The 25590-nt window shown below is 50.9% G+C and carries 12 protein-coding genes and 1 pseudogene; 1 reads left to right on the top strand and 12 read right to left on the bottom strand.

Annotated elements, in window-relative coordinates:
• The first annotated feature begins 316 nt into the window (after positions 1-316).
• Complete coding sequence (locus IPI29_14370; protein MBK7413730.1) at positions 317-1870, top strand: hypothetical protein; 1554 nt, start codon at positions 317-319, stop codon at positions 1868-1870.
• Positions 1871-1981: 111 nt separating this feature from the next.
• Here IPI29_14370 and IPI29_14365 read toward each other — a convergent pair whose 3' ends face one another.
• The 12 genes and pseudogenes from IPI29_14365 to pglX all read right to left on the bottom strand — a co-directional run bounded on the left by IPI29_14365 (position 1982) and on the right by pglX (position 25535).
• Positions 1982-2194 carry a hypothetical protein gene (locus IPI29_14365; protein ID MBK7413729.1) on the bottom strand — a complete coding sequence of 71 codons (213 nt, stop codon included), beginning with the start codon at positions 2192-2194 and terminating at the stop codon, positions 1982-1984.
• Positions 2195-2591: 397 nt separating this feature from the next.
• A complete protein-coding gene (locus tag IPI29_14360) occupies positions 2592-8198 on the bottom strand; it encodes a hypothetical protein (protein ID MBK7413728.1) in 5607 nt (1868 codons plus the stop codon).
• 122 nt (positions 8199-8320) lie between these two features.
• The gene (locus IPI29_14355) at positions 8321-9742 is read right to left on the bottom strand and encodes a hypothetical protein (GenBank protein MBK7413727.1); all 1422 of its coding nucleotides are present in this window, start codon (positions 9740-9742) and stop codon (positions 8321-8323) included.
• A gap of 901 nt (positions 9743-10643) precedes the next feature.
• Positions 10644-12815 (bottom strand): hypothetical protein, encoded by a 2172-nt coding sequence (locus IPI29_14350; protein MBK7413726.1) that lies wholly within the window; start codon positions 12813-12815, stop codon positions 10644-10646.
• 870 nt (positions 12816-13685) lie between these two features.
• Positions 13686-14447, bottom strand: coding sequence for an ATP-binding protein (locus IPI29_14345; GenBank protein ID MBK7413725.1), 762 nt, complete (start codon positions 14445-14447; stop codon positions 13686-13688).
• Positions 14440-15978, bottom strand: a complete 1539-nt coding sequence (locus IPI29_14340) for an IS21 family transposase (protein MBK7413724.1) — start codon at positions 15976-15978, stop codon at positions 14440-14442. Before IPI29_14340 ends, IPI29_14345 begins: the two co-directional genes overlap by 8 nt.
• A gap of 511 nt (positions 15979-16489) precedes the next feature.
• The gene (locus IPI29_14335; protein MBK7413723.1) at positions 16490-17206 is read right to left on the bottom strand and encodes a hypothetical protein; all 717 of its coding nucleotides are present in this window, start codon (positions 17204-17206) and stop codon (positions 16490-16492) included.
• 157 nt (positions 17207-17363) lie between these two features.
• Positions 17364-19487: pseudogene (brxL, locus tag IPI29_14330) on the bottom strand (protease Lon-related BREX system protein BrxL).
• Positions 19477-20946: a BREX-1 system phosphatase PglZ type A gene (gene pglZ / locus IPI29_14325; GenBank protein ID MBK7413722.1), complete on the bottom strand. Its 1470-nt coding sequence runs from the start codon at positions 20944-20946 to the stop codon at positions 19477-19479. The pseudogene brxL and the gene pglZ overlap by 11 nt, the downstream one beginning before the upstream one ends.
• Positions 20906-22027, bottom strand: a complete 1122-nt coding sequence (locus IPI29_14320) for a hypothetical protein (protein ID MBK7413721.1) — start codon at positions 22025-22027, stop codon at positions 20906-20908. The genes pglZ and IPI29_14320 overlap by 41 nt, the downstream gene beginning before the upstream one ends.
• Positions 22024-23040, bottom strand: a complete 1017-nt coding sequence (locus tag IPI29_14315; GenBank protein ID MBK7413720.1) for a hypothetical protein — start codon at positions 23038-23040, stop codon at positions 22024-22026. The genes IPI29_14320 and IPI29_14315 overlap by 4 nt, the downstream gene beginning before the upstream one ends.
• A gap of 1040 nt (positions 23041-24080) precedes the next feature.
• A complete protein-coding gene (pglX, locus tag IPI29_14310; GenBank protein ID MBK7413719.1) occupies positions 24081-25535 on the bottom strand; it encodes a BREX-1 system adenine-specific DNA-methyltransferase PglX in 1455 nt (484 codons plus the stop codon).
• Positions 25536-25590: the final 55 nt, after the last annotated feature.

Here is a 25590-nt window from a genome sequence, read left to right as displayed (position 1 = left end):
CAGCATGCCATTAGATGCGGTGGTCAGCTACCCGCGGCATGATGTGGTCAACGCAAGCGGGATCTCCACAATGGCTCTGGGACTATATAGAAGTGCTAGTTTCACGACATCAGGTTCAATCTACCTATCAATAGACACTTGATGAGTAACCCGCGCTTACATTCTCGAAGAGGTATCGCCAATGCTGAACCAAACGATTAGTTGCGTTGTATTTGTTGCTACTATAATCGCTACCACTTCAATGCTGCGTTCTCAAACGGTTCTTGACTCACTGCTCAAGATAGAATCGCGAGACACTGTCGTCGGAGGGGTTACAATGCGGAAGATGTTTATCGATCTATACGACGATGGCCAAGGCGAGATTTTTCCTTACGATAGCCCCCTGTTGGCTCACAGGCTGTTTGGGAGCTATATGGGACCATTACCTATGCTGTGTGCGCGCACTGACTCATCGCTTTCTTTCCGCGGGCACCAATACCTCAGCTCAGAAGCACGCGCGTGTAGTAAGGCCGTCGAGATCACATCTGGTGTCCTTTTAGCCTACTACCCAGATACCGATCGGTGGAGGCTCCATAACTATGATAGCGACTACCTTGATCTTGATGGCGAACCAATCGAGCTTGTATTCAGGGAGCCCCATACTCTGATGATTGTGACGGATAGAGGTTCGATCTACCTCGATTCGCACCGCGGGAGCATGCAAAAGAAATGGATGCTCATTGACTCCAATATCCGCCTAAACCCGTCTGACACGATTCACTCATCTAATTGGCCCGAGTGCCTTGTCAATAACGGTCCACTTAATACATCGTCAGCTAACTTCTTCACTTACATTGATAGCAAGGGTAGGCAACGGTCTTTTGCCCTCTATTTTGACGAGTGCTCGACGACGTACCCATGGACTCTGCGTAAAGTTGATTGCAACCAGAAGGTGTCAACTGACATCGACAACGGAGTCGGACGTTTCATTCGAAACGTCAATCAGGCCTATTTCTATGACGATACGTTATTGGTTGTTGACGACAATTTCAAACTGAGAGCAAAGATGGCAGTACCGAGTCATCTCACTAACGAAGCCATACATTGTTCGGCCTCGGATAGTTGGGTCACTGACTTTAGAATTGCTGTTCTATGCAAGGCGATTAACGGAACAGTTCTACTTATCTCACGGAAGCCTTCCGATTCCTACGACCTTTCGGCTGAATGTGACAGCATTGCACCAGAAGTCATGGTCGATCTTCCATATGACAATGCATCGTATTGCTCTAAGCTTAAGACAACGGTCACTAATGCGGATGCCACTATCTACTTTGAAGTGTCAGATGGACACTTTTGCGCAGAAAATGGGCCTACGCGGGCACTGGCCGCTGTTGAAGTCCCTAGTGGCCTCGTATTCAGCCCCAAACAGCACTTCTACTCAAGCAACATTGAACACCTGAGAGATCGCTCAAAGAAGATCTATGACCCCAATGGGAGATATGTCGAAGGGACCTTTTGCGATAATGGAGTACAATTCATCTATCAATTTGATAGTCACGACTACTTCTTCATCAATTCTGTTGTAGCAAGCAACTATTGGGAATGGTATTGCAACGGCTCACCGCAAGGAACCTGCATTGAAGGAATTGGGTTCACGCTGACTAACAAGACAAATGCACCTGCTACAATATCAAGCCTACTTGTTGAGGTCTTAGGTGAAGGGTCAACTGACGGGCATTCCGGTACAACTAAGGTGCCATTCTATCGGAGAGAGCATTCGATTAATGTAACATTGCAGCCAAACGAGAGCATTCCTGTCGATCGCATCAACCTGTCGGCTCCAGCAAGAATTGGTTCAAACAAGTGCTGGATCAGTGTCACAGCGCGTTGAGCATTCGTAAGGTAGAAAACAGGGTTAAATCCCAAGTATGGCATGCCCTCACAACAGCGAAGAACAATACTCTCCTGGATCTCCAATCGTGTTCAATCACCGCGGATGAACCTATTTGGGAAATCGTTTGTGGGTGATAAGTATTTGTGCTTGAGAGGCATGCTTGACGATTGACACTTTTACGTCTGCTTGACTGGCATGGGAGACCAGTTTTCCTCCTTCAATTATCTGATGATTCTTCTGCTGCGAATCATGATCCACGAAAAAGACCTTGTAGTCCGCTTGGCTATCATGCTGAACGATGAACACTTTTGCCGCACTCATGATACACTCTCATTATGTAAGTGAAGTGAACAATTCTGCACATTGAATCTGCCTGCAAATATAGCCAGCCCTATGCCCGATTCAGACCGTACTCATGTGCCTTGATTCCGGAGCATGTCGCCCCCCTTGGGTGAATTGATTCATGACATTCAGGCAGATAATGCCCCCCTGTGGAGACTCCGCCCATTCTGACCATTATTATCCGGGTTGCCGTGACTACTTGAGATCGTACTCCAACGCCTTGGCAACTACGATCTTTGGATTGGGTTTCGCAAGTCCGCACGGCAATTGATGCGGTGGTCAGTTACGTGCGGAATGAGTTGATCAAGGTGAGCGGAATCTCCACCTTGACATCGAATTTGCGGCTTGCCCAGCCAAAGGCTCTTCCTCAATCCACTCAATGTACCACACACATTACGGCGCGACTCATTGATCTTCCGATATTGACGGAATAGACTCCGGGAGCAAACTTTGAGACATCAATGTGTACTACTTGGTGTGTTTGATTTGAAATGGCAATCGTTGCCACTACCGATCCGTCGACGTTGACTATTGTAAGAACGTCGCCAGTAGCATCGTTCGAAACGCCACCTCTGATTACAACAGTCGCGTATTCCCGTGCCGGTTGTGGGATGATCACTATGGATTGATCCGAGATAGAGCTGCCCGTCAGTCCATCAAGAGCTCTCATTCGTCGCAAATCAAGGATGGGAGGTGTCTCTCCTTGTTTCGACATAGTTTGCTCCGGTTGCACAGGGTGCAGTTCGAGGTCCTTGACGATCCTCGCGTCGTTCTTGTTCGTTGTTAGAACAAGACGATACCGCATCGCTGGATCTGAATAGGTATCCCACGTGAAAGACGATGTCGGCTTTGACTTCTGCCCTCTCACTGCCCCTTGAACATTAAACACGGGAAGGGGCAGTTTGCTGTTATCGCTCTCTCGCTCAATCACGATCTGGGCATCTGTTGCAGAAGTGCCAGAAGCGATAGACGAGATTCTCAGTTCCGAAGCCTCGGGTAGATAGAGCCATTCTGAAACAAGTCGAATTGAACCCTCGTCAACTTTGAGTCCGCCCGATCTTGCTTCTGGCTGGAGTGATAACAAGTCGCCATTGAAACTAATGTCGGAAACGAGTGCTTCCAACTCATCCGAACGGTATCCAACAAACACTCGCGAAGCACTCTCGGCATCGACCCTCTTGTCGTGAGCAGGGTCACGCTTGAAGAATCCTTCTGCCGACAACCCTATGCTTGGTGCGTAAGCATGTCCTGCGTCGGTGAATGGCAATTGTTCATATATACGGCGGTTCTTCGTCAGCCCCTGAATGTGGGTTACCGAGTGCCTCGTACTTGCGTGAGGATGACGACCTTTTTCGCTTATCAGCTTCACGTAGGATCGCTCATTCAATTGCTCAAGTGAATCAGGATCTTGTGGTAGGTATTGTGGACCTGCGATGCCAGCAAGATCCCAGCCAAATGCGACGTGCCAGACATTCTTAGCGGTCGGTGACCCGTCTACGTCCTGCTGAAAGGTAAGCACCATAGAGGTATCGTCATTATCCCACGATTCCGCCAATGGAACACCGTAGACCACGGTCTTCTGTTCACCAAGTGAAAGTTCAGGTGCTGAAAGATCATTCGTATCCACGATGTAGCCTATCCCGTTAGACCACAACATCGCTGTATCGAGAGTCGTACATGGCGCATACTCCATCACATCTACAACACGCCTTCCTATTCGCGAGCGGTCCCATGTTGGTGGGTTGACGGGTTCAGCTATGCGGACGGCATTCACCCAAGCAATACGATCTGCTTTGTGGTTAAGAATACCAACACTATCGAGGAACGCCCCTGTTCCATCAAATCCGGCCTGGTCATAGTCGCTTAGTGAGCGATACAATGTTGGCTTCCCATTGTAATCATTTGCGCCGCCTTGCGATAGGATGGCGCATCGCGGTACTCCATTGACAACGTCAAGCGTGTTGAGACCTGATGTGTTCCTGTACCCACCAGACAATCGCAACCTTCGCGACAACTGATTTGTTGCAACATCGTAGTTGAGATGGGTATAGTAGATCTGAGACCCGAAGTCACAGCCATATGTCGGCGACCCCTCCTGCCAAGCCATCGAACAGTCCGTCTCGCCAATCTCGAGTCTTGAATACGTATTAAGTGTGGGGTACAAAGCCTGTCCTGTCTGCATCTGTGTGAATCTCACATTTTGCAAAACAGGAGAAACAAAGGTGCGATCCATCGGTCGCTTGAAGCCATATACGATTCCACGGATGTTGTCGCTCCAGCAATAGTAGTTGCCATCGATTGCAGCGGATACCATTGGTGTCCCCCAATAGCGCAATCTATCGTCGTTCAATGCACACTGCGGTCTTCGAGACATTACCTCATCAATTACTCGAGATCCATACTGCATTGTAGCGAATGCTGATTGTTGAGCTGATGACCCAACCGTATCAGCGGGAAGCACTGCCTCGCAAATTGCGATGTCGTTTAGGTTGGAAGGTGTTGTGTCCTGAGAGCACGCATAGACTACATATGCGAGAGATTTGTGTGATATCGGATCATATCGCACAACTACCGACGGGAACGCACATGACGGGGTATCGACAAGATTGTGTGTGCCGTAGAAATGAGTGCTCACGAGGATTTCGGGCTCCCATTCAACACCACCGCCATCAGCAAATGACGAATCGCTGCCACCAGTGATCTTAAGTGGCTCGCTGCGACGATAGTACACTCCCAATGGGTTACCCGTACCCATTGGCTGATTGGGGTTTAGTCTCCGATGATACACCATATGATACCGTAAGTCAGAACCATGCTTCATACGCACGAACGGAGTACCTGCACACTCAGTATTCGAGGTGTCCGGTGTGGCGAGGCTCGGCACAGAACGATACCCGACAGTGTCACCTGCGCTCACAGGAAATACAACAATCTTTCTCTGTGTATTATGATCGAGCCATCCTCTTGCAGTACCCCTCTCATCCCCTGGAATAACATCAACACGAAGCATCCTGCCCTGTCCAGGAAGGAAATCGAGGGTAATCTCTCTGTCCTGCCCTACTACAGTATCAAGCCCACCACCTAATTCACGTAACCGTAGTAGTCGATATCTACCGTCAGCCGCTACGTATGAGAACGGCACTGTAATTCGTCGTGCGCCACGTTGGGTGTAGCGTGTTGCAGGATCTTGATTTACACTGTCCCGCCAATCCATGTAAGTAGCAAAATTCCAATCAGCCGAATCGGAGTTGTTGAAGATCGCATCATGCGCCTGCATTCGCGGATCGGTGCGTCGATTAAGAACACCGATGACCCAGGAAGAGTCCATCGCTGTATCACTCCTGAACGAGTGCAACGTGATATCGACAAACAAGGAATCGTAAGACTCATAATCATAATGACCGGGAGCATCGTTCTGAGGTGCATAGTCGCGTAGCCGTCTTGGATGTCGAGCCTTCATTCGCGTCCTACTTGTATCTATCCGCTCAAGGACACACCCGATTGCAGATGGATGCTCGACAACAAACTTTGTAAACCCTTTTCCCCACCAGCCTCGCAGCTGCATTGTTGCCAACGGGTGACTCGATGTAGTATCGTCTTTACCACCAAGTTTGTATTGCATCTGGTTGATCGTCTCACAGACCTCGTTCGTAGTTAGGCGAGCAGACTGAACTCCCGAGTAAAGGCGATAGACTCCTACGACTGGCCCGCCATTCAAACTATCCAGGAAGGTCGTAAACCCATCTCTGAAATAGGCGTCGATATGGGAAGTATCGTTTTGATAGAAGTAGTCATCACCGAGCACACTTCCGTACAGAATTGAGTCAATATGTAGCGAAGTCCAATCAAAGGTTGTGTCCATTCGATCACGAGCCTGATAAAGGCCAGTTTCGAATTCCGATACACGAGGTAGGCCAATGCCGGCCGAATGTTCACTCGGATTCTTTGGCAGAGTGAAGCCATTTCCGAGTGCTGATTCCCCTTTGTAGATCATGATGCCGTGACAACCGAGCATTATTGGCATCCACATTGCAAGACGAAGTTCCGTAGCAGATCTCGCTCTTGCATTACTATATACAACTTTTGGGCTGGTTCCACCCGTAGCCGTCATAAAACTGTTCAACCATACGTTTGCCATCCATGGCCTATTGGCAAATAACAACGCAGCTTCGTTGGCATAGAAGTTCTTTACGACATACTCGTAGTAGGCAAGTATACCACCTGGATGGCCAGTAAGATATTTACCCGTTGAATCCGGAACATCCGGAAACGGTAGCGGAGGAATACCGCTAGCGTGCTCGCGACTCTTTAAAAACGAATCCGGGTCATGAGCGAGACTCTGATTAACTCTCAGATCCCCATATCCGAAACGCAAATTAGCATACCTTTCTTGTGTTGTCGCGTCTGTTGTGTCACTTACTCGATTGTAGCCATGCTTGTATGCATAGGAAGCTATTTGGTTATGACTCTGCATTCCTTCACCTTGCCATTGCGTCTCTTGTTCCATAATGTGGCGTTGTTTTGCCGACCACTTGGATGCCACTTCCGTGATTAGTCTTCCGTCAAGCTTCCTATTCATGTATCTAAAGGCAAGCCACTGCATTGGGAGTGCTTCATCTCGACCATAAAACTTCCAGATGCGAGCCCTTTGGGAATAGTCTGTCACGGGTGTTGTATACCCCGCAACAGAGTCGCCAGTATTAAGCTCATAGATATTGCGAACAAACTCATTAACTGTGTCTCTAATCTCCTTGTCAAGCTTCCCCCAAAACAACTTTTGTGCGAACGGCGTTTCGATCCTGATGCTGTTGATCCGGATCCCTTGACTACTGTCTGAATTGGGGTGGTAAATGAGGCGTATGCCAAGTTTCTTGATTCTCGATGAGTCATGGTCATGAATTGTAGAACTCGACGACGATATCCCACCCGTTGTAAATGAAAGGCGAGGATTATTGATAGCTTCAGTCTTCCACGTGAGTGTATCCTTAATCAAGTCTTTGGTGAAATCGCAGCGAAAACCAGCTGATATGGTCACCGTGGGATATCCACTGTAGAAATGTTTCTTCAACATCCAGCGCCGAACAACAAACTCTTTTGCGCCACTTGCATTGTCGACAAACTGCCCATTAATATCATATCGGAGCGTGGTAGCGAGTCCCATGTCATTGTTGAAGGAATCCTTCTTCATCTTTACAATCGAGTCCTCATCTGGGATTGCCGTAAATGTTATCAACCCAGTTGAGTCATTACCCTTGACGTATGGGAGCTCGATTCTGCAAACCACATTTGTGTCATGAGGGATTGATGGATTTGTTCCGACCAGAACTGCACACTCCATTGAGACAAGCAACATCATGGTATTTTCCTGTCGGTACTTATCAATAGCTGTTGGAACCCACATTGTCAATTGATCGTCTGGGTACACACTATCAAGTGCCACAAATGGGATGGTATCCGTGCTTGATGGCGCAAGTCGGTAATACAACTGGCCGCTTCCTTCAATCGTTCCTCCATTATGGTATTTAAACCCAAACACACCACCAGTGGTGTCGCTAGGTTCAATATCAAAATCACCAATGGAGTCATTGTACGTCAGCCATGGATCAAAGCGAATTGCATTCGCTTCACAATATCGCGAGCCAGCGTTACTAAGACTGTCGTACGTCGAAATGCCTCGAACTGCCGGTATTAGGAGCATACCTGGAACGTATGTGCGTCCAAAAACTCGCTGCATATCGTCGACTGTAGAGTTAGTGATGGTATACATATCCGTATAGTCATGGACATGCCAGACCGTTGTTCCATACTTCTCTCCTAATCTTTGATGAGGCGCATTCCAGTTCCAACCCATTAGAAATCGCTTCGATTCCGTAGAGTCCGATGAAATCGCAAACTGCTCAAGCCAGCGAGACTCATATGTACTGCTTCCTACCACCCAGTTAAGATCCGGTAGTCGCGTTGGGGCTACGGTCTGCGCTCCCATACCTATTGTAAACGTACAAATACAAATGAGGAGACCCGAGAGAAACGAAGCACTATTCATATTGCATCTCAATTGTTTGAAGACATCAGGAAACACCAACCTCCTGCCATTGATTAAGTACTTCAGTCCAGCATCAACTTAACTGAGGTCTTAACCCCCTTTGATGGCGCAACGATCGTCAAGATGTACATGCCGGGAGCGGGTTCAACACTCAATCTCGATTCTATCTGGCATGCAGAGGCATTGTCACGTAGCGCATCAAATTCCCCCTCTGCCAGCTTGTTCATTGAAGAATTGAAGAGATTCCATATTGCTCCGCTTTCCTTAATCAATTCGCATTCGTTGGTCCCCAGCCTAATAGTAAGCATCGTTGTTTCGGGACCTCGTCGAACGTTTGGATATCGAAGGGTGCCTAGCTCCTCTTCAACGCTCACGGGAACAATACGAGTCGTGATCTGACGAGCAGACACCTTTGTACTATTTCTTGCGATATCATATGCCTTACTGTAATCGTCGTTAAAGTACGTCGTATAGGTTTTGAATCTATACCGTGGTATTGAGTCGCCAACAAAGAACACATACGTGCCGTTACCGTAAACCGGGTGTGATAGCCAAGCAACAAACCATGAGTCGTCTGGTCCGAATCCCCACAGAGGACCGGCTCCTCCTTCGTAGTGTGGATCATAGATCTTGGATCCGGATTCAATGTCCCAGACAGTAAACCCTGGCTTTATCGGTCTATTTAGAGCGTCTCGGTAGCCCCTACCACAGTACATTAACATGCGGCCACTATTCGACAACGCCAATTCAGAATCCTCGACGTCTGAACCATAGTTTGCAACGAACGTGCGGAACACCTCTCCTGGATTGGAAAGCCATGATACCCGACATTGGCCGTAGTTCTCGTCATTTTCAGAATCCGGGCCATCCCAGGTAGCACAAACCGTCTCATTGTCATCAAATGGCGTCTTGCGCCATGGAAGACCAGGTACGATCCATGATGTGTCACGCTCACGGTCTATGATCTTTACGCGAAACATATAATCCCACGGTACTACAACATATCGACCAGAAGGAGAAACCGACACTCGTGAGAATGGCCATTCGATCCATCCCTTACCTCCAGGGCTACCCGGCTGACGGCAGAGGTCCTTGGCAAGGATCGTCTTGGAGGGGTAGTCCATAATCATTGCATCTCCGCGGTTGTCATCGAGAGGATAGTACCTATACATTAAGCATAGTATTCTTGCATCACGTGAACAGGCAACATCCAACGCGTTTGTCTGTGACGACGTGCCGAGCATTATACTATCAACGATAGCGCCATCAGATGCCCTCAATACGTACACTCCGTCATTTGTAGCAGTGAACAACAATCCGGCGTCCTCGGCATACGCGGTTCGTGCGGACTCAAATGACTTAGCCGGAGAATTTGTGTTCCAGAGTCTAGTTGTGTCGTCGATCACTAACGGTTGAGAATGAAGCACATTGACTTCATTGAGAAGACCCACAACAAGCATGATACATAGCAGATTGGAAATCATTAAAGTCTCCTAAGTAAGATACACACGAGGCATGGCGGTGATAATGTATCAACAATCTAACTACAACCTTCCACAGTTGCATTATCGAACGGTGAGCCATGTGACGCCAATCAACATCTTCCAATTGAATTTTTCGATACCTAAGTCCAACCTGCTCCGATCAATCCAAATGACAATCGCAATTCCATCAACGGACGACTTTGCCATCACCTTACAATCACCCCCACACCCTCTCCACATCCTCTTTTCGCCCCTTCTCGGTTAGCGCAATATACTTCTTCATGGTCTTGAAGCTCAGGTGACCGGTGAAGCTCATTGAGACCTCGTGGCACATTCCCCGTTCAAGCGAGATGGAAGCGATGGTCTCACGGGTGACGTCACTGGATAGGAAAACGCAAATGGGACCGAGCTTCTCTTTTGTGGACTTTCCACTTCCGGGTATCTGCCGGAATGGACTCTTTGAGCCTACAAACTTGCCGAGTTCTTTTATGTATTGGTTGAGCTATTGCGAGCTTAATGCTGGGAGCGGACTGCCAACACTGCGATACTTGCTGATGATGACTTCTGTAGATTCCGGAGCATATTGACCCCCTTGTAACGGAGCATATTGACCCCCTTGAGTGAGATGACTAATGACATTCCGGCAGATACTGACCCCCCTTTGGTCGGCATTGGACAAATGGCTGATTATTTGAGATTCCGCCAGTCTTGACCAACACAATCCGCCTCGCCGTGACTACTTGAGATCGTACTCCAACTCCTTGGCAACTGCAATCTTGAATTGGGTTTAGCAAGTCAGCATACCATTAAATGCGGTGGTCTGCTACATGTGGAATGATGTGGTCAACGCGGGCGGAATCTCCACCAGAAAAACTCATCCACAACATTCGAACCTAGCTCTCTATCTTGCCCTAATCCGACTGCATCGAGAACTGGAGTATTCATGCACATACAATTGGCCGTCACGGGCCTTTGTAAGCAGGGCGACTATTTGCTCTTGTACCTTGACGGTTACAAACGATCCAATTGGAATTTGGTCAGTCGCATACCAATCATTAACTACACTACGAGCAATAACTCTACCATCATACGACCAATTGTCGATTGAGAACGAGACGTTTTGGCTACCGTTCAGAACTTGAATGTCATTATCATCCAAAACAATCTTCAACGGCGCATTTTTACTCCAGTCAGTTTCAACACTTGTAACCGTGGGCAATGTTAATTGGTAAAGCCTAGGGGAATCTGCGTCGTTTGCTACCGCCCATATGCGTCCTCCGCGGGGTCGACTACACGCAAGAAATGGTTCTGCAAGTGAGGTTGTAGGTGAGTACAATACAGACTGTTTTGATTGATTGTCGTAAATGAATATGCCCCAAGGAAAGGCACAACCCGTGATTGTGTCACGATAATAACTCTCGATATCAACGCCGGTGTTGACCTCAAATGTTTCATTCTCTTGAAAGGCGTTTTGAAGTAACTGACCTATCTTGAAACGCTGCCGAGGAGATGGCCCTTCGAAATAACGACCTGTCAAAATGAGTGTAGTATCTAACGGAATACAGGCTACAAATTGTGAAGCCGTTGGCACCGGGATTTCCTTAGCAGACCCTTTGACGACAATACTGTGCTTACGAGTGGGTGGTGTGCCAGGCATGCTTTCAGAAACAATGACACCTTGTTCGCTAACTGAAATCGAGACCACAGCAAAACTTGAGGATTCCGTGCTGTAGATCTGTTGTGGTGGTTCTGAACTTCGGTTGGTTTGAAACAGCCCTCTAGGCGTTGAATAGTAAACAGTATCGTCGTGAATTGCAGCGGCAACAATCACATCATTGCTCTGGACAACCTCCTGAACGATATCACTGAATGCAAACACTCTTTTGCTCGTTGTGAAGCAAAGCACACTGGAATCTGATAGCGTTGTCGGCTGGTAGTACTCATCTGGCGCAAGCGTGATGTAAAAGACATCCGATACTTGCATTCTATCGAGGTCAAAGTGAATAAACACAGCGACCTTCTCTGAAGAAATACCTAGTGTTGGCCCCGTTGCAACTCCCGCTACCCGCAGCTGATTTGAAGATACATTCACTATTGCTGTGACGTTGTGCTCATAGTGCTGATAATCCATGGACACACGATATTGATCGTTTGCGATGTTGTAAACCACGAACCCCGAGGTTGAACCAATCGCAACAACTTCCGAACCGCTCCCTGGGGATTCCAGTTGAGGTGACTTCAATCTGAGCGTTCCCGAGTAAGCGATGGTACCGCTACTCAAAGTAATTGAATAGGAAGCCGTAGCTGCAGTAGAATCTTTTCCCAACACAAGTAATCTCTTACCATCCGTTACAGCTGAGTAAGCTGAGTGACGAAATGATAGAGCAATTGTGTCAACAACCACCTCACCTCTTGCGATGTACAAAGAGGAATCACTGACAAAAAATACACTACTGTCATCCGCGGTCAACAATGTCGCACCTGGAATCGACGCGAAAGGTTGTTTAGAATGGGTTGTAATATCTAAACGCAGCACACCTGATTGTGTTTCCACATAGGCAACATTGTCGAAGCACGACATTTGTTGAACATCAATAAGAAGAGTATCAAGTTCTGTAGGATTGTTGTCAGTATTGCACTCAATAAGATTGTTGTTCTGTAAGAACAATAATCGATTGTCCCAAGCATGCACTAGACTCTGAGGGATGAAAGGCAACTTTCCAACAGCCGAAACTATGTCGTTCTTGACACGATAGACGGAATCATTCGATACGATGTAGGTGGTTTCGGAAAATGAATCAAACCTCGATTCACTGTGAGGGGGCACTACATTTGAAGTGAATTGAAAAGCGCCATTTGCGCCGTCATTCCTCCAGCGCCCGCCACTGGAAAGATACACTGTTCTGAGTGTGGACGATGAACGCCAATTGGTTGATGTAATTTTAGCTTGCCATGGTAGAACAAGATGGCGCACGGTCGAATCGACTGTGTATGTTCCTATACTAATCTGAGCAACGAGAGTTACTGGTGTTAGCAAGGTGCAGACCAACCAGAGCAGTGTAACAGAGAACATGCAATGCATAGATGCCTTCATTTGAAGCCTCGCTAGTAGTCATTTCGCAAACGCATGTGTGGTGCGCCGTAAAGACGCACCACACATTAGTTTTTCTGAAATTAGCCGGAACACACTGAATAGCACGTGCCGTTGGGTTGTGGTGGGGCCGGACATTGAGGAGTGCCGGTCGCGGCACCGGGGCCAGCTGGAGTCGCTATGTATGCACCAAATCGGTTGCATACCTGCCATATGTGTACGCCTGCCCACACCCCCGCCCACGGGTGGAAATTCCGCACAAATGTGCCCCCCCCCCCCCCCCCCCCCCCCCCCCCCCCCCCCCCCCCCCCCCCCCCCCCCCCCCCCCCCCCCCCCCCCCCCCCCCCCCCCCCCCCCCCCCCCCCCCCCCCCCCCCCCCCCCCCCCCCCCCCCCCCCCCCCCCCCCCCCCCCCCCCCCCCCCCCCCCCCCCCCCCCCCCCCCCCCCCCCCCCCCCCCCCCCCCCCCCCCCCCCCCCCCCCCCCCCCCCCCCCCCCCCCCCCCCCCCCCCCCCCCCCCCCCCCCCCCCCCCCCCCCCCCCCCCCCCCCCCCCCCCCCCCCCCCCCCCCCCCCCCCCCCCCCCCCCCCCCCCCCCCCCCCCCCCCCCCCCCCCCCCCCCCCCCCCCCCCCCCCCCCCCCCCCCCCCCCCCCCCCCCCCCCCCCCCCCCCCCCCCCCCCCCCCCCCCCCCCCCCCCCCCCCCCCCCCCCCCCCCCCCCCCCCCCCCCCCCCCCCCCCCCCCCCCCCCCCCCCCACCACCAAATTCCGCGTTAAAGTGACCACCAAAAGTTGATGGTGTTTTGGGTCGAAAAGTTGATGTGATATTGGTCGTGGCGGTTCATGAAAAAGGGTGTGATTATTCGATCGTTTCGGGGGCTGTATTCGGCTTACGTTTTCTGAGGGAATCGCCGGTAAGTTCCAGGCGATGAGCGTCGTGAATGATACGGTCTAAGATAGCATCGGCAATGGTTTGTTCGCCGATGATCTCGTACCAGTTGTTAACCGGTACTTGTGAGGTAAACATGGTCGATCTCTTACCGTGGCGGTCTTCGATGATCTCCATGAGGAATGCCCTGCTCTGTTGATCAAGTGGCTGCATTCCGAAGTCATCGATGATCAGCAGATCCTGCTTTTCCATTTTGATGAGTTCCCGCGCGTATGAGCCGTCGACCTTGGCCATCTTCAGACGGGAGAAGAGCTTGGTGCTGTGCTCGTAGAGGACTCTGAAACCGAGCGCGCACGCCTGATGACCGATGGCTGAAGCCACAAAGCTCTTGCCGATGCCTGTGCTGCCGGTGATCAGGACGTTTTCGTTCTTACTGATAAAGGCGCAGTCGGCAAGGCGCAAGATCTGGTTCTTGAACTGCTGCCTGGGACCGGCAAAGCTGATCTGCTCAACCATGGCCTTATAGCGAAACCGGGCGTTCTTAACACCGCGCTCCTGCTTGCGGTTGCAGCGGTCGTCCCATTCGGCGTTGATGATGGCTGCAAGAAACTCGTCCCATGTTTCCTCCTGTGGCCGGCCAACCTGCAGACTCGCGGTAAAGGCACGCGACATTCCGTGCAGCTTCATGGCCTTGATCTTCTCGAGTGTAGAGGCGTTGGATCCTTCATTCATGACCTTCTCCAGTTAATAGTGATTCATCATTGGACTGTTGGTAGTACTGCTTGCCTCGTATGTTTTCATGACGTGGCATTTGAAGATCTTCCTGGTGAGCATCGTCATCATCGAGTCTTCGCTTAAGGATGTCTTCTACAACGCGGAAGCTGTAGAGCTCAAAGGAGTCTGCGCGGCGGCAGGCCTTGGCCAGCCTCTGGGGTCCCACCGAACGGGAGAGTAAGAGAATGCCCTGGCACGACTTATAGGCCAGCGCCGGGTAGTTGCGCCGGTGCAGTACTTGCCTGATGTAGGCTTCTACTTCAGGAGCAATGGCCGATGCCTTCTCCAGAAAGTACTCAGCACTCCAAGCCTCTAGGGCCTGATGTCCGGCAGGCATGTGTTCTTTGAGGGTACTGTAGCCGTGAGGTGATCTCACGCGCCGGTGGGTGGCAACGAGCTCGTACTTGTAGAACACTTCCACCGTTGAGGAGCTGTAGAGCAAGCGCAGTTTCTTGCCTACGAGAGCGCACGGCACGCTGTAGAAGTGCTTGTCCGGGCTCAGGCACACGTGCCCGTTCTTAAGCGCCGTGGCTTGAACCGAGTGCCTGAGTTCATAGAGTTGTTCCGGTAGTGGCTGTAGGGCCTGCTGCTCCATCTCGATGAACTGATCCATGCGTGAGTAGGTGCGCCCTTTGAAGTGGTCGCTGTTATGCTTCTTCAGGAGCTCCCAGATCGCATCATTGAGAGCCTCAAGGCTCGGCGGCGGATGCCGCGGCATCGACGCAAAGATCGTCGTGTAGATGATCTTGACGGCGCCTTCAACAAGAGCCTTGTCCTTTGGCTTGTAGGCGCGGGCCGGAAGTGCTGCCATGCTGTAATGATCGGCAAAGCCCTCAAAGTTCTCGTTGAGCTGCGGCTCGTAACGATTGCTCTTGATGACCGCCGATTTGAGATTGTCGGGCACTATGGCATTGGGAGCACCTCCGAAGAAGTGCAGCGATCTCTGGCAGCAGCCGATGAAATCCTCCACGCGCTGCGATGGCGTGGCCTCGACATACGTCAACTGGCTCGCACCCAGAATCGCAACGAAGACCTCTGCTGTCAGGATCTGGCCCGTATCGGCGTCGCAGTAGCTGAGCTTCTCACCCGTGAAGTCCACGTACATCCTATCACCGGCCTTGTGCACGATATGCATGCTGACCGCCACGCGCCTCTTCCACTGGTAGTAGTGCCGGTAGAATGCCGTCTTGCGGTAGCCATCGGGGTGCAGCGCGGCATAGGTATCATAGTGACGCCGCAGCGTCATTCCCCGCTGTGCAAGGCGTCTGTCGTGCCGGACAAAGTACTCGCGGAGAACAGCCAAGCGCTCGCCCTCGGGCTCTGCAGGCTTGACGCAAAACAGATCATCAAGTTCTTTGTCGCTCTTGAGCAACACGTCGCTCCAGGTGATGGCCAGGTCTCGCTGCAGGGCCAGGTACTTGCGAACCGTATTGCGAGACAGGCCCGTGGAGGCCGTGATCTGAAGCTTATTCTTCCCAAGGAAGTGCAGCTTTAGGACTCTTCGGAGTTTGTTCATGTCGATCGGTGTATTTGCCATGATCGGTTCTGATGTTGTGAACAATGTTGTTCTCAAAATCAACCGATCAAGACGACCGATATCAGCACTTTTTCACCCCATCGCCACTGGTCACTTTGACGCGGACTTCAGTGGTCACTTTGACGCGGATTCCGGTGGTCACTTTGACGCGGAATTCGGTGGTCACTTTGCTGCGGATTTAGGTGGTCACTTTACGCGGAATCTCCACTCTGGCTGATGTTTGGTGTTTTAGTTCAAGCGTGGAGATTCCGCCTGTCGTGACCAACACAAGCCTTGTTGCCGTAGCCACTAGAGATCGTACTCCTACACCATAGCAACTGCAATCCAATGTTGGGTTTGGTAAATCAGTACGCCAATGGATCCGGTGGTCAGTTACCAGCGGTATTATGCGGACAACGCAAGCGAAGCTTCCAGTGTTGAGGGAGTTACCCTTGGTTCTATAAAGGCGTTCCACACAGCAGCCTTACTGCGATGTCAACCCGATTTTCTCAATGAGGAGTTTACCCAGCCTCGAGATCTTGAACTTGTCAGGATGCAAGACGCCTTTCATCTCCTTCCTTAAAGAGGATGGCGTACCGCCTTTAAAATCGGGAACATCGACCTCTAGAAGCTTCAACTCCTCGAGATGTTGCCTCATTCCTCGATGAATTGTAGCAACGTCGTGCGCTTCTTTAGGCGAAGAGACGTATGTCGAGGCACGGTCCAGCATCGGCTTATGAGTATCGTAGAATTCATCGCCCTGTCCGATGCCAAACGTATAGCTAAGAAGTATCAAGACTTCCATGTCGCTGATCTTCCCTAGTAGATCGAGAAGGAATCGGCTCTCTTGGGACGACATATCTGTATCGCTTAGCGAATTGGCAACTAGTGATGCAATGTACTCTCGTCTCTCGTCCGAAAGAGAGTTTACCGCTTGTCGCAAACCTTCCTCAAAGACGTCCGCCATATATGGATCCACCATTCTACCGCTTAGAAAATGGGCTTCGAGAACCGCCAATCTCGATTCAAGTGTCACGACGTACTTGGCAATTCGATCAATACGCTGGCCAGGTATCTGTCCGAGTGCTAACTGCATTAGCGGACCCGCTAAAGGAATCTCCCCGACCGTCGAGTTTAACACCGCCAAAATATGGTCAAGGCTATTTGGTTCCAGCTCGTGTTTTGCAATATCCGCGTCCATTTAGCGCCCTGCGTGTTTGTTAATCGATATCTTTAGCTGGATATTCCGCTCACGTTGACCACATCATTCCTCAGGCAGCAGATCACCGGGCAAAGTAGAGTACGATTCTTCAACGTGCAATGCTAGATTTCAACTGCCTCTGCGCTTGAGTACAATATCAGGTGGCAACTCTTATGCGGAATTGGGTGATCACACAACGCGGATTCTCCAATCTGCCGCCTAGATAAATTACTGCACACCCAACGCCTTGAAAACAGCGTCGAAAGGGGTCAGCATAGAATCCAGTTTGAAATCTCGCAAACAACTCGCCGGGGATTGTTGGTATGTCCTATACGCTTGCCATTGGCAAGAGAATGCGCTTTGCTCCAGCATCAAATGCTACCTGCAATGCTTCCGCGAGATTCTCAACTGGGATGATGTTTCCTCCGAGGCTCATGCTTCCTAAGACAACCATCTGTGGCTGAATTGGCTTTCCAAAGACAGCTGAGCATAACACGACAAATGACGCAAGGGTGAGGGAGGCGGTAGGGCCGGTGTTGTGAAGCTCAACCACGTGGAGATGGTAGTCATGATCGCCTGGCTTGATAGAGGCACTGATGCGACTCCCATTTGCTCTGAAGTAGTCAAAGCCAACCTTGACTGCTTCCTTAGCTGCTGTGTTTGAACCCAGGCCGGACAACTTCAATGCGCCGTTCCCGGCAGTAACCTGCGTTTCAATTCTATATAACCCGAGGTGTGATCCGGAGCCACCTGTTGCTACTGTGTGCATCGTTCCAGGATTCAACGGCCCGTCGGGAATCAGCGAACCACCACCTTGTTCCGGAACACTAATGAACCTTTCTTCCATGGTGTCGACGTCGATATACGAGAAGTGCACTTCGTAGAACTCCATTCCACCGATCTTCTTGAGCTGTTCCTTGACACGCCTGCGTGATTCGAGTGCATACTCTAGACAGCGTCGGACTGCCTCTTTATCATACTCTTCGTTGGGGTAGAGCAGTTTCAACAAGCCCGATACCGTGTGCTTTACGGCAATGGTATCTCGTTGATTTAGGTCTCTGCCGAGCTTGAAATACTTGTTGATCGCATCGCCAAAGTTCCTCTTGCGCATTTCACGCAGCCATTCAGCAAGGTAATCCACGATCATGCCATACTGATTCGTGAAAAACTCTGGGCGCATCTTCGGTATCTCCCATCCAGGGAGGTAGGCATGGAAGCGATCAAAGAACGCCGCATCGATCATTGCTTCTGGGAAAGGGGCGAAGAGGTGACTCGTCTTTACCAGAGTATCAACAGGCTGATTGATATTGCCAACAAACACCATGGAGGCATAGGCATTGATGGAGTCCCTCCCACGAGAGAACGACCCTGAAGCCATGTAGTCCTTCATGATCTGAACGCCGTCTTTATCCTTAAAGGAGATGCCCGCCACCTCATCAAAGGCTACAACGTCCCACACTCCAACCAATCCGACCTGACGTCGAGCCATGTTGTAAAACAAATTGGCAACGGTTGTTTGGCCACCTGAGACAAGGATGCTGTTTGGACTGATCTCTTTATAGATGTGACTCTTCCCTGTACCCCTTGGCCCAAGCTCGGCCAGATTGTAGTTATTTTCTACAAGTGGGATCATCCGTGTTAACAAGTGCCACTTTACTCTCTCATCAAAGTTCGTCGGTTCCATCCCAGTGGATCGAAGAAGAACGTCTATCCACTGCTCCTCTGTAAATGCTCGTCGGCCACGGAATAACTCGTCAAGATCCATGTTCGGCATTTGAATTGGCTTCAAGTCACTCAGAATGAACGGCGAACCTTTCTGTGACTCTTCATAGAAGTACTCTAGATTTACGATACACCAGATCCCACCAACCAGCAGCTTCTCGTACTGCTTAACAATGGTGCTACTAACCTCAATGCCTTTCACTCCGAGGTTGCTCAGAAGTGCTTCGTAGACATCTCGCTTTTCGTTCAACGTAACAGTCACCTTGTCGATAAGCTTGAGGCTGCCTCGCTCACGAATTGTTGACTTTACCTTCTCAGCTTCATCCGGTCTTACATAGTTCTCGGACAAGATCTTCTTAACGGTCTTAAGACCTTCGGATATCACTTCATCATCATTTGATGCACAGTAGGAACCAAGCAAGTACTCGAGCACATAGACTGGTACGTTCGCACCTTCTTTAACAAGTTTCGTCAAGTCTTTACGAACCACCCTCCCAGCAAAATGCTGATTGAGTAGCACGTCAATGTCTGATGCTGTAGCCCCTTGGTCAGAAGTCATCTGAGAATGCCCGATCGATAATTACTTCAACACTAAGTTGTTCAACACCAGTCTCTGCATCGAGGACAATGAGTCGGCATGGGATCCTCTTATCATACTTTCTATCCTTGAGTACGAGGCTCACCCACGTCGTCCGGTCGCTTATAGCTTCCGAGGCACTCTCAAACTTAACTGTTTGCAGATCAGACACGATCTCATTGCCACAGTATATTGCCACCTTTACCGTCGCTGCCTTTACCCGCTCGCTCACCGCTTCAGTTTGGATAAACTGGAACCGATGCCGATTCGCTGTAATCCTATGATTTGCACCTTGGATGTGAATAGACGCTGTCTTAACTCTCGTGCCTTCTGCCGCCTTACCACGTATGTGTTTGACGGTAACAATTGGCACTACGATCTCTTGTAGCATAGCCCCACCATGGTAGAAGCGTGCCCCACCAACGAAGTGGAACAGATTCGCCCCTTTGGGAATCAGAAACTCTAGGTCGCTATCCACGCCAGCAGTCGTACGCAGTGTCCCATGCCAAGCAGCTTCATGGACCGGGAGAGATGGTCCAATGACATAGCGCTTCTTTGTGACGATCGCGTTATCGTACTTCTCATTCAACTTGCTCTTGTCAGTAGCAACCCTACCAGACTCAGTATACATGAAGCCATGATCAGCCGTGATCACGATATTGCTGCCATTAAGACTATTCACGATATAGTTTACCATGGCACTGAGCTCATCTATTGCGGTTCGCACTGCTTCGAAGGTTCGGCCTTCTGTTTTCCCGTCATCCCCGATTGCATCTACGGTATCGTGATAGATATACACAACACGTTGATCCTTAATGAATGCACGTCCTTCATCCTTCTTAAGCGCAATGAGGTCACTATACTTACAGGCGATACCATTCACAGAGAGGAGGACGTTGTTTCTCTCGCTGGCGATGCTAGACTTCCCATCTACCATAATGTCTGAACCTGCAAACGACAAGTGAGTGTGAGGCAACAGGCTTGCCATTCCCAAGGCCGTGTACGATGGCAAGACACCCAGTTGAGAAGACAATTCTGCAGCAAATCGATATTTGCCGTTGAGCACAGTAACAAGTTCTTGAGCTGCTTCATACCGGAATGCGTCGCTTATAATGACAAACGAACGGCGAGTGTCACCCGCGTCCAACCACGGGCGTATGTGGTGATCATAGAAGCGATACTGATTAGAGACGCTCTCAACACCCCACTTATTCAGAAGGCCATTTGGCTGTTCAATGAATTTGCCCCAGGCCAAAGCAAGCTCCAGCAGATACCACTTTGAGTAGCGGTCTTCGATATCACTGCGCAAGAGTTTCAGAACGTCCCACGACCTTGATTCAGCACGATCAGCCCCTTCACAGAACTGGCGATAGAGTTGATCGAATTGATAGAGTTCACTCTCATATGCGGAATACATCTCCGATGCGGACGTAGATGGCATATAGAGTTTGCCGGGGCACTGCTACTGAGTCGGGCTTAGACAATGACACCCAATGCCCATTCTGTCGGCGAGTAGCAACGGCAAGAACATCATTAACGTTGATCACTTCGGCGGTATCTATGATTCGATCTTTGAGGCCTGTAGTGATGTACTTCTCAACATCCAGAAAGGTGTTCACCAAATCGAGGTGCTCTATCTCAATAGTATTCAAATGCTTTTCAACATCTATGATCCTACCTACTTCAGCAGACAGTACATCATAGCTACTCACCCGACTGATGCTGTCACGCCACGAAGCTAATGCGACTACGGCGTTCGGCACGCTTGCACTTGGAAGAAGTAGTCCACCGAGAGATGCCGGGACGTCGCATCTGAGTTGATATGCAAAATCAGAAGTAAGTAGTCGAATAAGAAGATTCTTCAGGGTTGGATTTACTTCTTCGTAGCCATACGCGTTCCGAACCATGGTCCAGAAAGGGCCATCCAGTCCAAACTTCTCAACTTGGGTCCATAAGGCCGGTGCACGATCCAAGTCAGCGTCACAACTTATCTCGACCCATGAATGAAACAGAGTGTTCACTATGTCATGAATATCTGGTTGCTCTGCTTTGACAAGAACAGTGATCATCTTCCGATCAAGGTCGGATGCAGAATCTTCAGGAGAGACGATACTCTTGAGTTTCGCTACACGTTCAACGGCATCAAAAAACTTTCCTCGCTCATCAAGATGACCTCGCAGATCCAAGTTCAGCAGACCAAGATCTTGCAGCACAATGCTTGCCCGATCAGCTCTAAAGCTGCGGCTGTACAGTCTAGTGTCTAACAGCCAATCATCGTCATAGTCTGGTTCTTCAAAAGGAGCATACAGCAGGAACTTGCCATCAGGCTCCAACCTCTCTATGCGGATCTTCAACTCAAGTGAACCAATCTCATCCAGCCGAAGCGTCGTAACTCCGTCTAGCACCACATCGGATAGGCTATCTTCAAACTCACACTTTGGATCGTTCCAGAAAACAATGCGACACTGTTCGTTGTTGTAGATTCGATCCAAGGCAGATCTGATATGCGTTACATCGATCATTCGTCTTCCTTTCCGCCTGTGATGGCCTTGGTCTCAGCAAGCAGGTCGCCGAACTTCCCGTAGTTCACCTTGACGCCGTCATCGAGATCAATGGTGATCTTCTGATCAACAACATGCTTGAGTTTTTCATCGAACGCCAGTAGTTCGTGTTGCTGCTTCTTGAGCTCATCCTGCTCCTTCTGCAACTTGCTGCGATGGCTTGTGCTTGTGGCCTTAACCTTGTCACCTTCAAGTTGATCAATTCGTGCAGCGATTCTGCCTTGCATGGGGATTACATACTCTGTCCGCATTCGAGCCAATGTCCCACTATTGTAGCGATGCATGTAGATCAGACGCTGGAATGCCCGTTGCTTGCCACTAGAGACCATCCAATAGATCGGACGTTTCTTGTACGTCTGCAAGTGATCTTTGAAGAAGTCAGTAAGGAAGTACTTCCGCAGATCTTTTCCGAGTGAGGCTTCAATGAATGCAAGGTTCTCATTCAGCGTGGCTTCGCCGAAAGTGGCGCGGAGGAATTCGCGGGTGCGGGCTACGATGTCATCGTCGAACCACTCGCCAGCGAGCACAGGGATGATCCCGTCCTCGTCGGGGGCGAAGGTAAGTTCGGCCAAAGGCTTGCCCACTTTTTCCAGAAACTCACGAACTGAGTCCCCGGCGTTGGCCAGAATGAGGCCGGGGTGGTCGAGGGAATAGCGGCCCATCATGCAGCCGACGGCATAGGAGAGGAAGGCGGCCACGTCCTTGCGCTGGTCAGCGCGGGCGAGGGTGATTTGCTCTTCGGGCACTTCGGGTTGCAACTCGCCGTCGAGGCCGTAGGCGGCGATGAAGAGCCGGTTGTTCTCCGTCTCCAGCTCCTGCATCCGGCGGATGGCGGCGGTGCTCTGCGCCTCCCAATTCCGCCAGCTCGCCTCCAGCGTCGCGCCCTTCAGCCCCGGCCGCAGCAACGGCTGGTCGCGGAAGTCCCACGAGGTCTCGAAGTTGTCCCAGTCGGCACGGGCGATTAACGTAACCAACTGCCAACGATAACTTCGCCACAGTCAGCCTGGGCTCTTCCAGGCGAACCATCGGCACTGTTACATGTCCCGGGATTGAAAGGCGAATGTCGGGCAAAGATACGGCTAAGTATCTCGTGGCGACGTTTGAATTAGTAAGGCGAATAAGAATTCACGTCGTCGCCGTTATCGGAAGACAGAGACATCGAGCATTGCTGATCGAAAATACAACCCTTGGTCGCCACCTAGCGTCCGAAAGAGTTCGATGCTGTCAGGCGTACCACGTTAAACCTGTCGAAAATAATACTCCTCGGTTGCGAGGGACCATGCGCTTCCATGTTTCCGAAATTACGAATTCTTCTGCCATCATCCTCCCAGTTCACGACGTAGTCAGTTCCCATACCACTTCCGAAAGGTTCCGCCCTTGTTGTAAGGAAACCATTTCGGCTTGACTGGCGAGCTTCACGGAGCATTGTGCGGGAATCAAACTTTCTTGTCGTTTGAACCTCGAACCAAGTCGAAGAAATCGGTCATTGTCTCCTGGTTGCAACCCTGACCGCCGTCTGCAACAGTTTGCGAGGCGGTACTCCGTTCTCAAACCCTGCCGAAACTATGGTCTGTTAGCCAACATCCGATCGGGATTGCCGGGAATTCTGAAGTCGAAGCAACTCGGATGAACTCAGAAGGAGCCATGCCCAGTATCGAAGAAGGCTTTGCTTGAGTTCCTCATTTGTCTGCACGTCTCTACTTGTCGCTCGAATAAGTCCGGAAGAACGGGCGTGAGTTGCCGTGTCGTTATTGAAATGACAAAGGCAACAACCCACCGCCGATTGTATCAAACGCCGCGTCCAAGGTGTGAATGCAGACGATCAACACGGAACTGATTAAGCAGGAATGCTTTCTCGAGCCTCCGAACGAGGAGAGGAACATCCAGCTCTGCATTGTGATCATTCCGACATAGCCACCGAACCGCAAGGCGAAAGCCTCGCTGGATGAACATTGCAAAGAGGTCGGACTTGCATCAGGGAAGTATTCCCTGAGCAACCGCTTTAGGGTGCGATTCATCGCTTTGCCCCCATATACGGCGGATTGGCCACGACGACGTGATACCGCTGGGTGAGCGCCTCGGCTTGTTCGAGCACGCGCAGGACTTTGAGGTGCGTCTCGCGCAGGAAGAGCTGGCCGCCGAGGTCCTTCGCCTCGATGGCGCGGCGGACGTCGGCGATGGCCCGTTCGTCGAGGCACGGCTGGATGAGCGAGCCGAAGTTCTTCGCCTCCTCGAACTGGTGGAGCAGCCGGAGCATGGGCTGATTGAAGAGGTCGCCCAGCCCGAGGGCGTGGATGTAGTCGCGCAGCTCGTTTTCCGCGAAGCGCACGTCGCGCAGCTCGATGATGTGGGGCCGGACGAGGTGTTCCGGCTGGAAGAAGCGACGGGACTTTTCCCGGGCCTTGAAGACGAGGGCCAGCTCGGCGAGCTGGGCGGCGCGGGGGCAGATCTCCAGCCCGTACAGATTGTGCCGCAGGATGAGGGCGGGGATCTCGGTGGGCGCGTAGCCTTCCTCCTCGTAGATGAGGGTGAGCAGGTCGAAGGCGTAGGTGAGCATGTGCCCGCTGCCGACGGCGGGATCGCACAGGCGGATTTCCTCGGGCTTGGTGATCTTGAGGAAGTCGGTCTCCGCTTCGCCCTCGATGTAGTAGGGCATGTGCTCGCGCAGCCGGGAGCCGGGGCGATTGAGCAGCCAGAGCCGGCCGAGGGAGTTTTCGACGAGGTAGCGGACGATCCAGTGCGGGGTGAAGAGCTGGGTGACGGCGGGGATGTCCTCGGTGGGCACGGCGCTCTTGCGGGCCATGACCTGGTCCTTCCGCTCGGAGATGTAGAACTGGTAGAGCCAGCCGAGGACTTCCACGCTTTCACAATCTTCCGCATCAACATTGGCGACCAGCTTGCGAATGAGTGAATCCGTATGTAGCAAGTTGTTCGGCAAGAGCAATTCTGCTTCATCATCTACACGCGTAAACAGGAATGGCATTGCTTCATTGAGCGCGTTGCATTGAGCAACGAGAAGCATACGATAAAGCTCTTCCTCTTTGCTACCATCGATCTTCAGATCAATGATCGTCTCGGCCTTCAACCCTGGAAGACTAACATTTTCGGCTTCTTGCAACAGCTCAGGAGTATCCTTCTTTCCAGGATGGCTCAGAACACGATAGCCATGATCGAAATAGCCCTTCAACTCCATGTAACGGATCGCAACGATTCTGTTGAACCACGTGTACGCTAGGGCTTCCATCGTCTGCTCGTACCCATTCTCGGCAATACGTTTTACGAGCTTCTGACGCTTCCGTCCCAATGATATGGGATACGACTGACCGGCGATCGCGACAACATCTCCCTGTTCCTTCACAGGTGATACGTGGTCCGCAGTAATTCCATAGTACGCAGCACGGTCCTTCATCGCTTGGATGAAGTCGACTCGTGCCTGTGGGGCGTAGCTCTTAAGTCTTGGGCGGTTCATGGCTTCCTTCTACGTGCGAGTTGAGTTGAGGTAAGTATCTGACCAGCTGCTCAGA

The sequence above is a fragment of the Ignavibacteria bacterium genome (genome assembly GCA_016707005.1).
In the GTDB taxonomy this organism is placed as follows: domain Bacteria; phylum Bacteroidota; class Ignavibacteria; order Kapaibacteriales; family Kapaibacteriaceae; genus UBA10438.
Note: the sequence above shows the minus strand (reverse complement) of the source record. Positions and strands in the feature narration are given on the sequence as shown.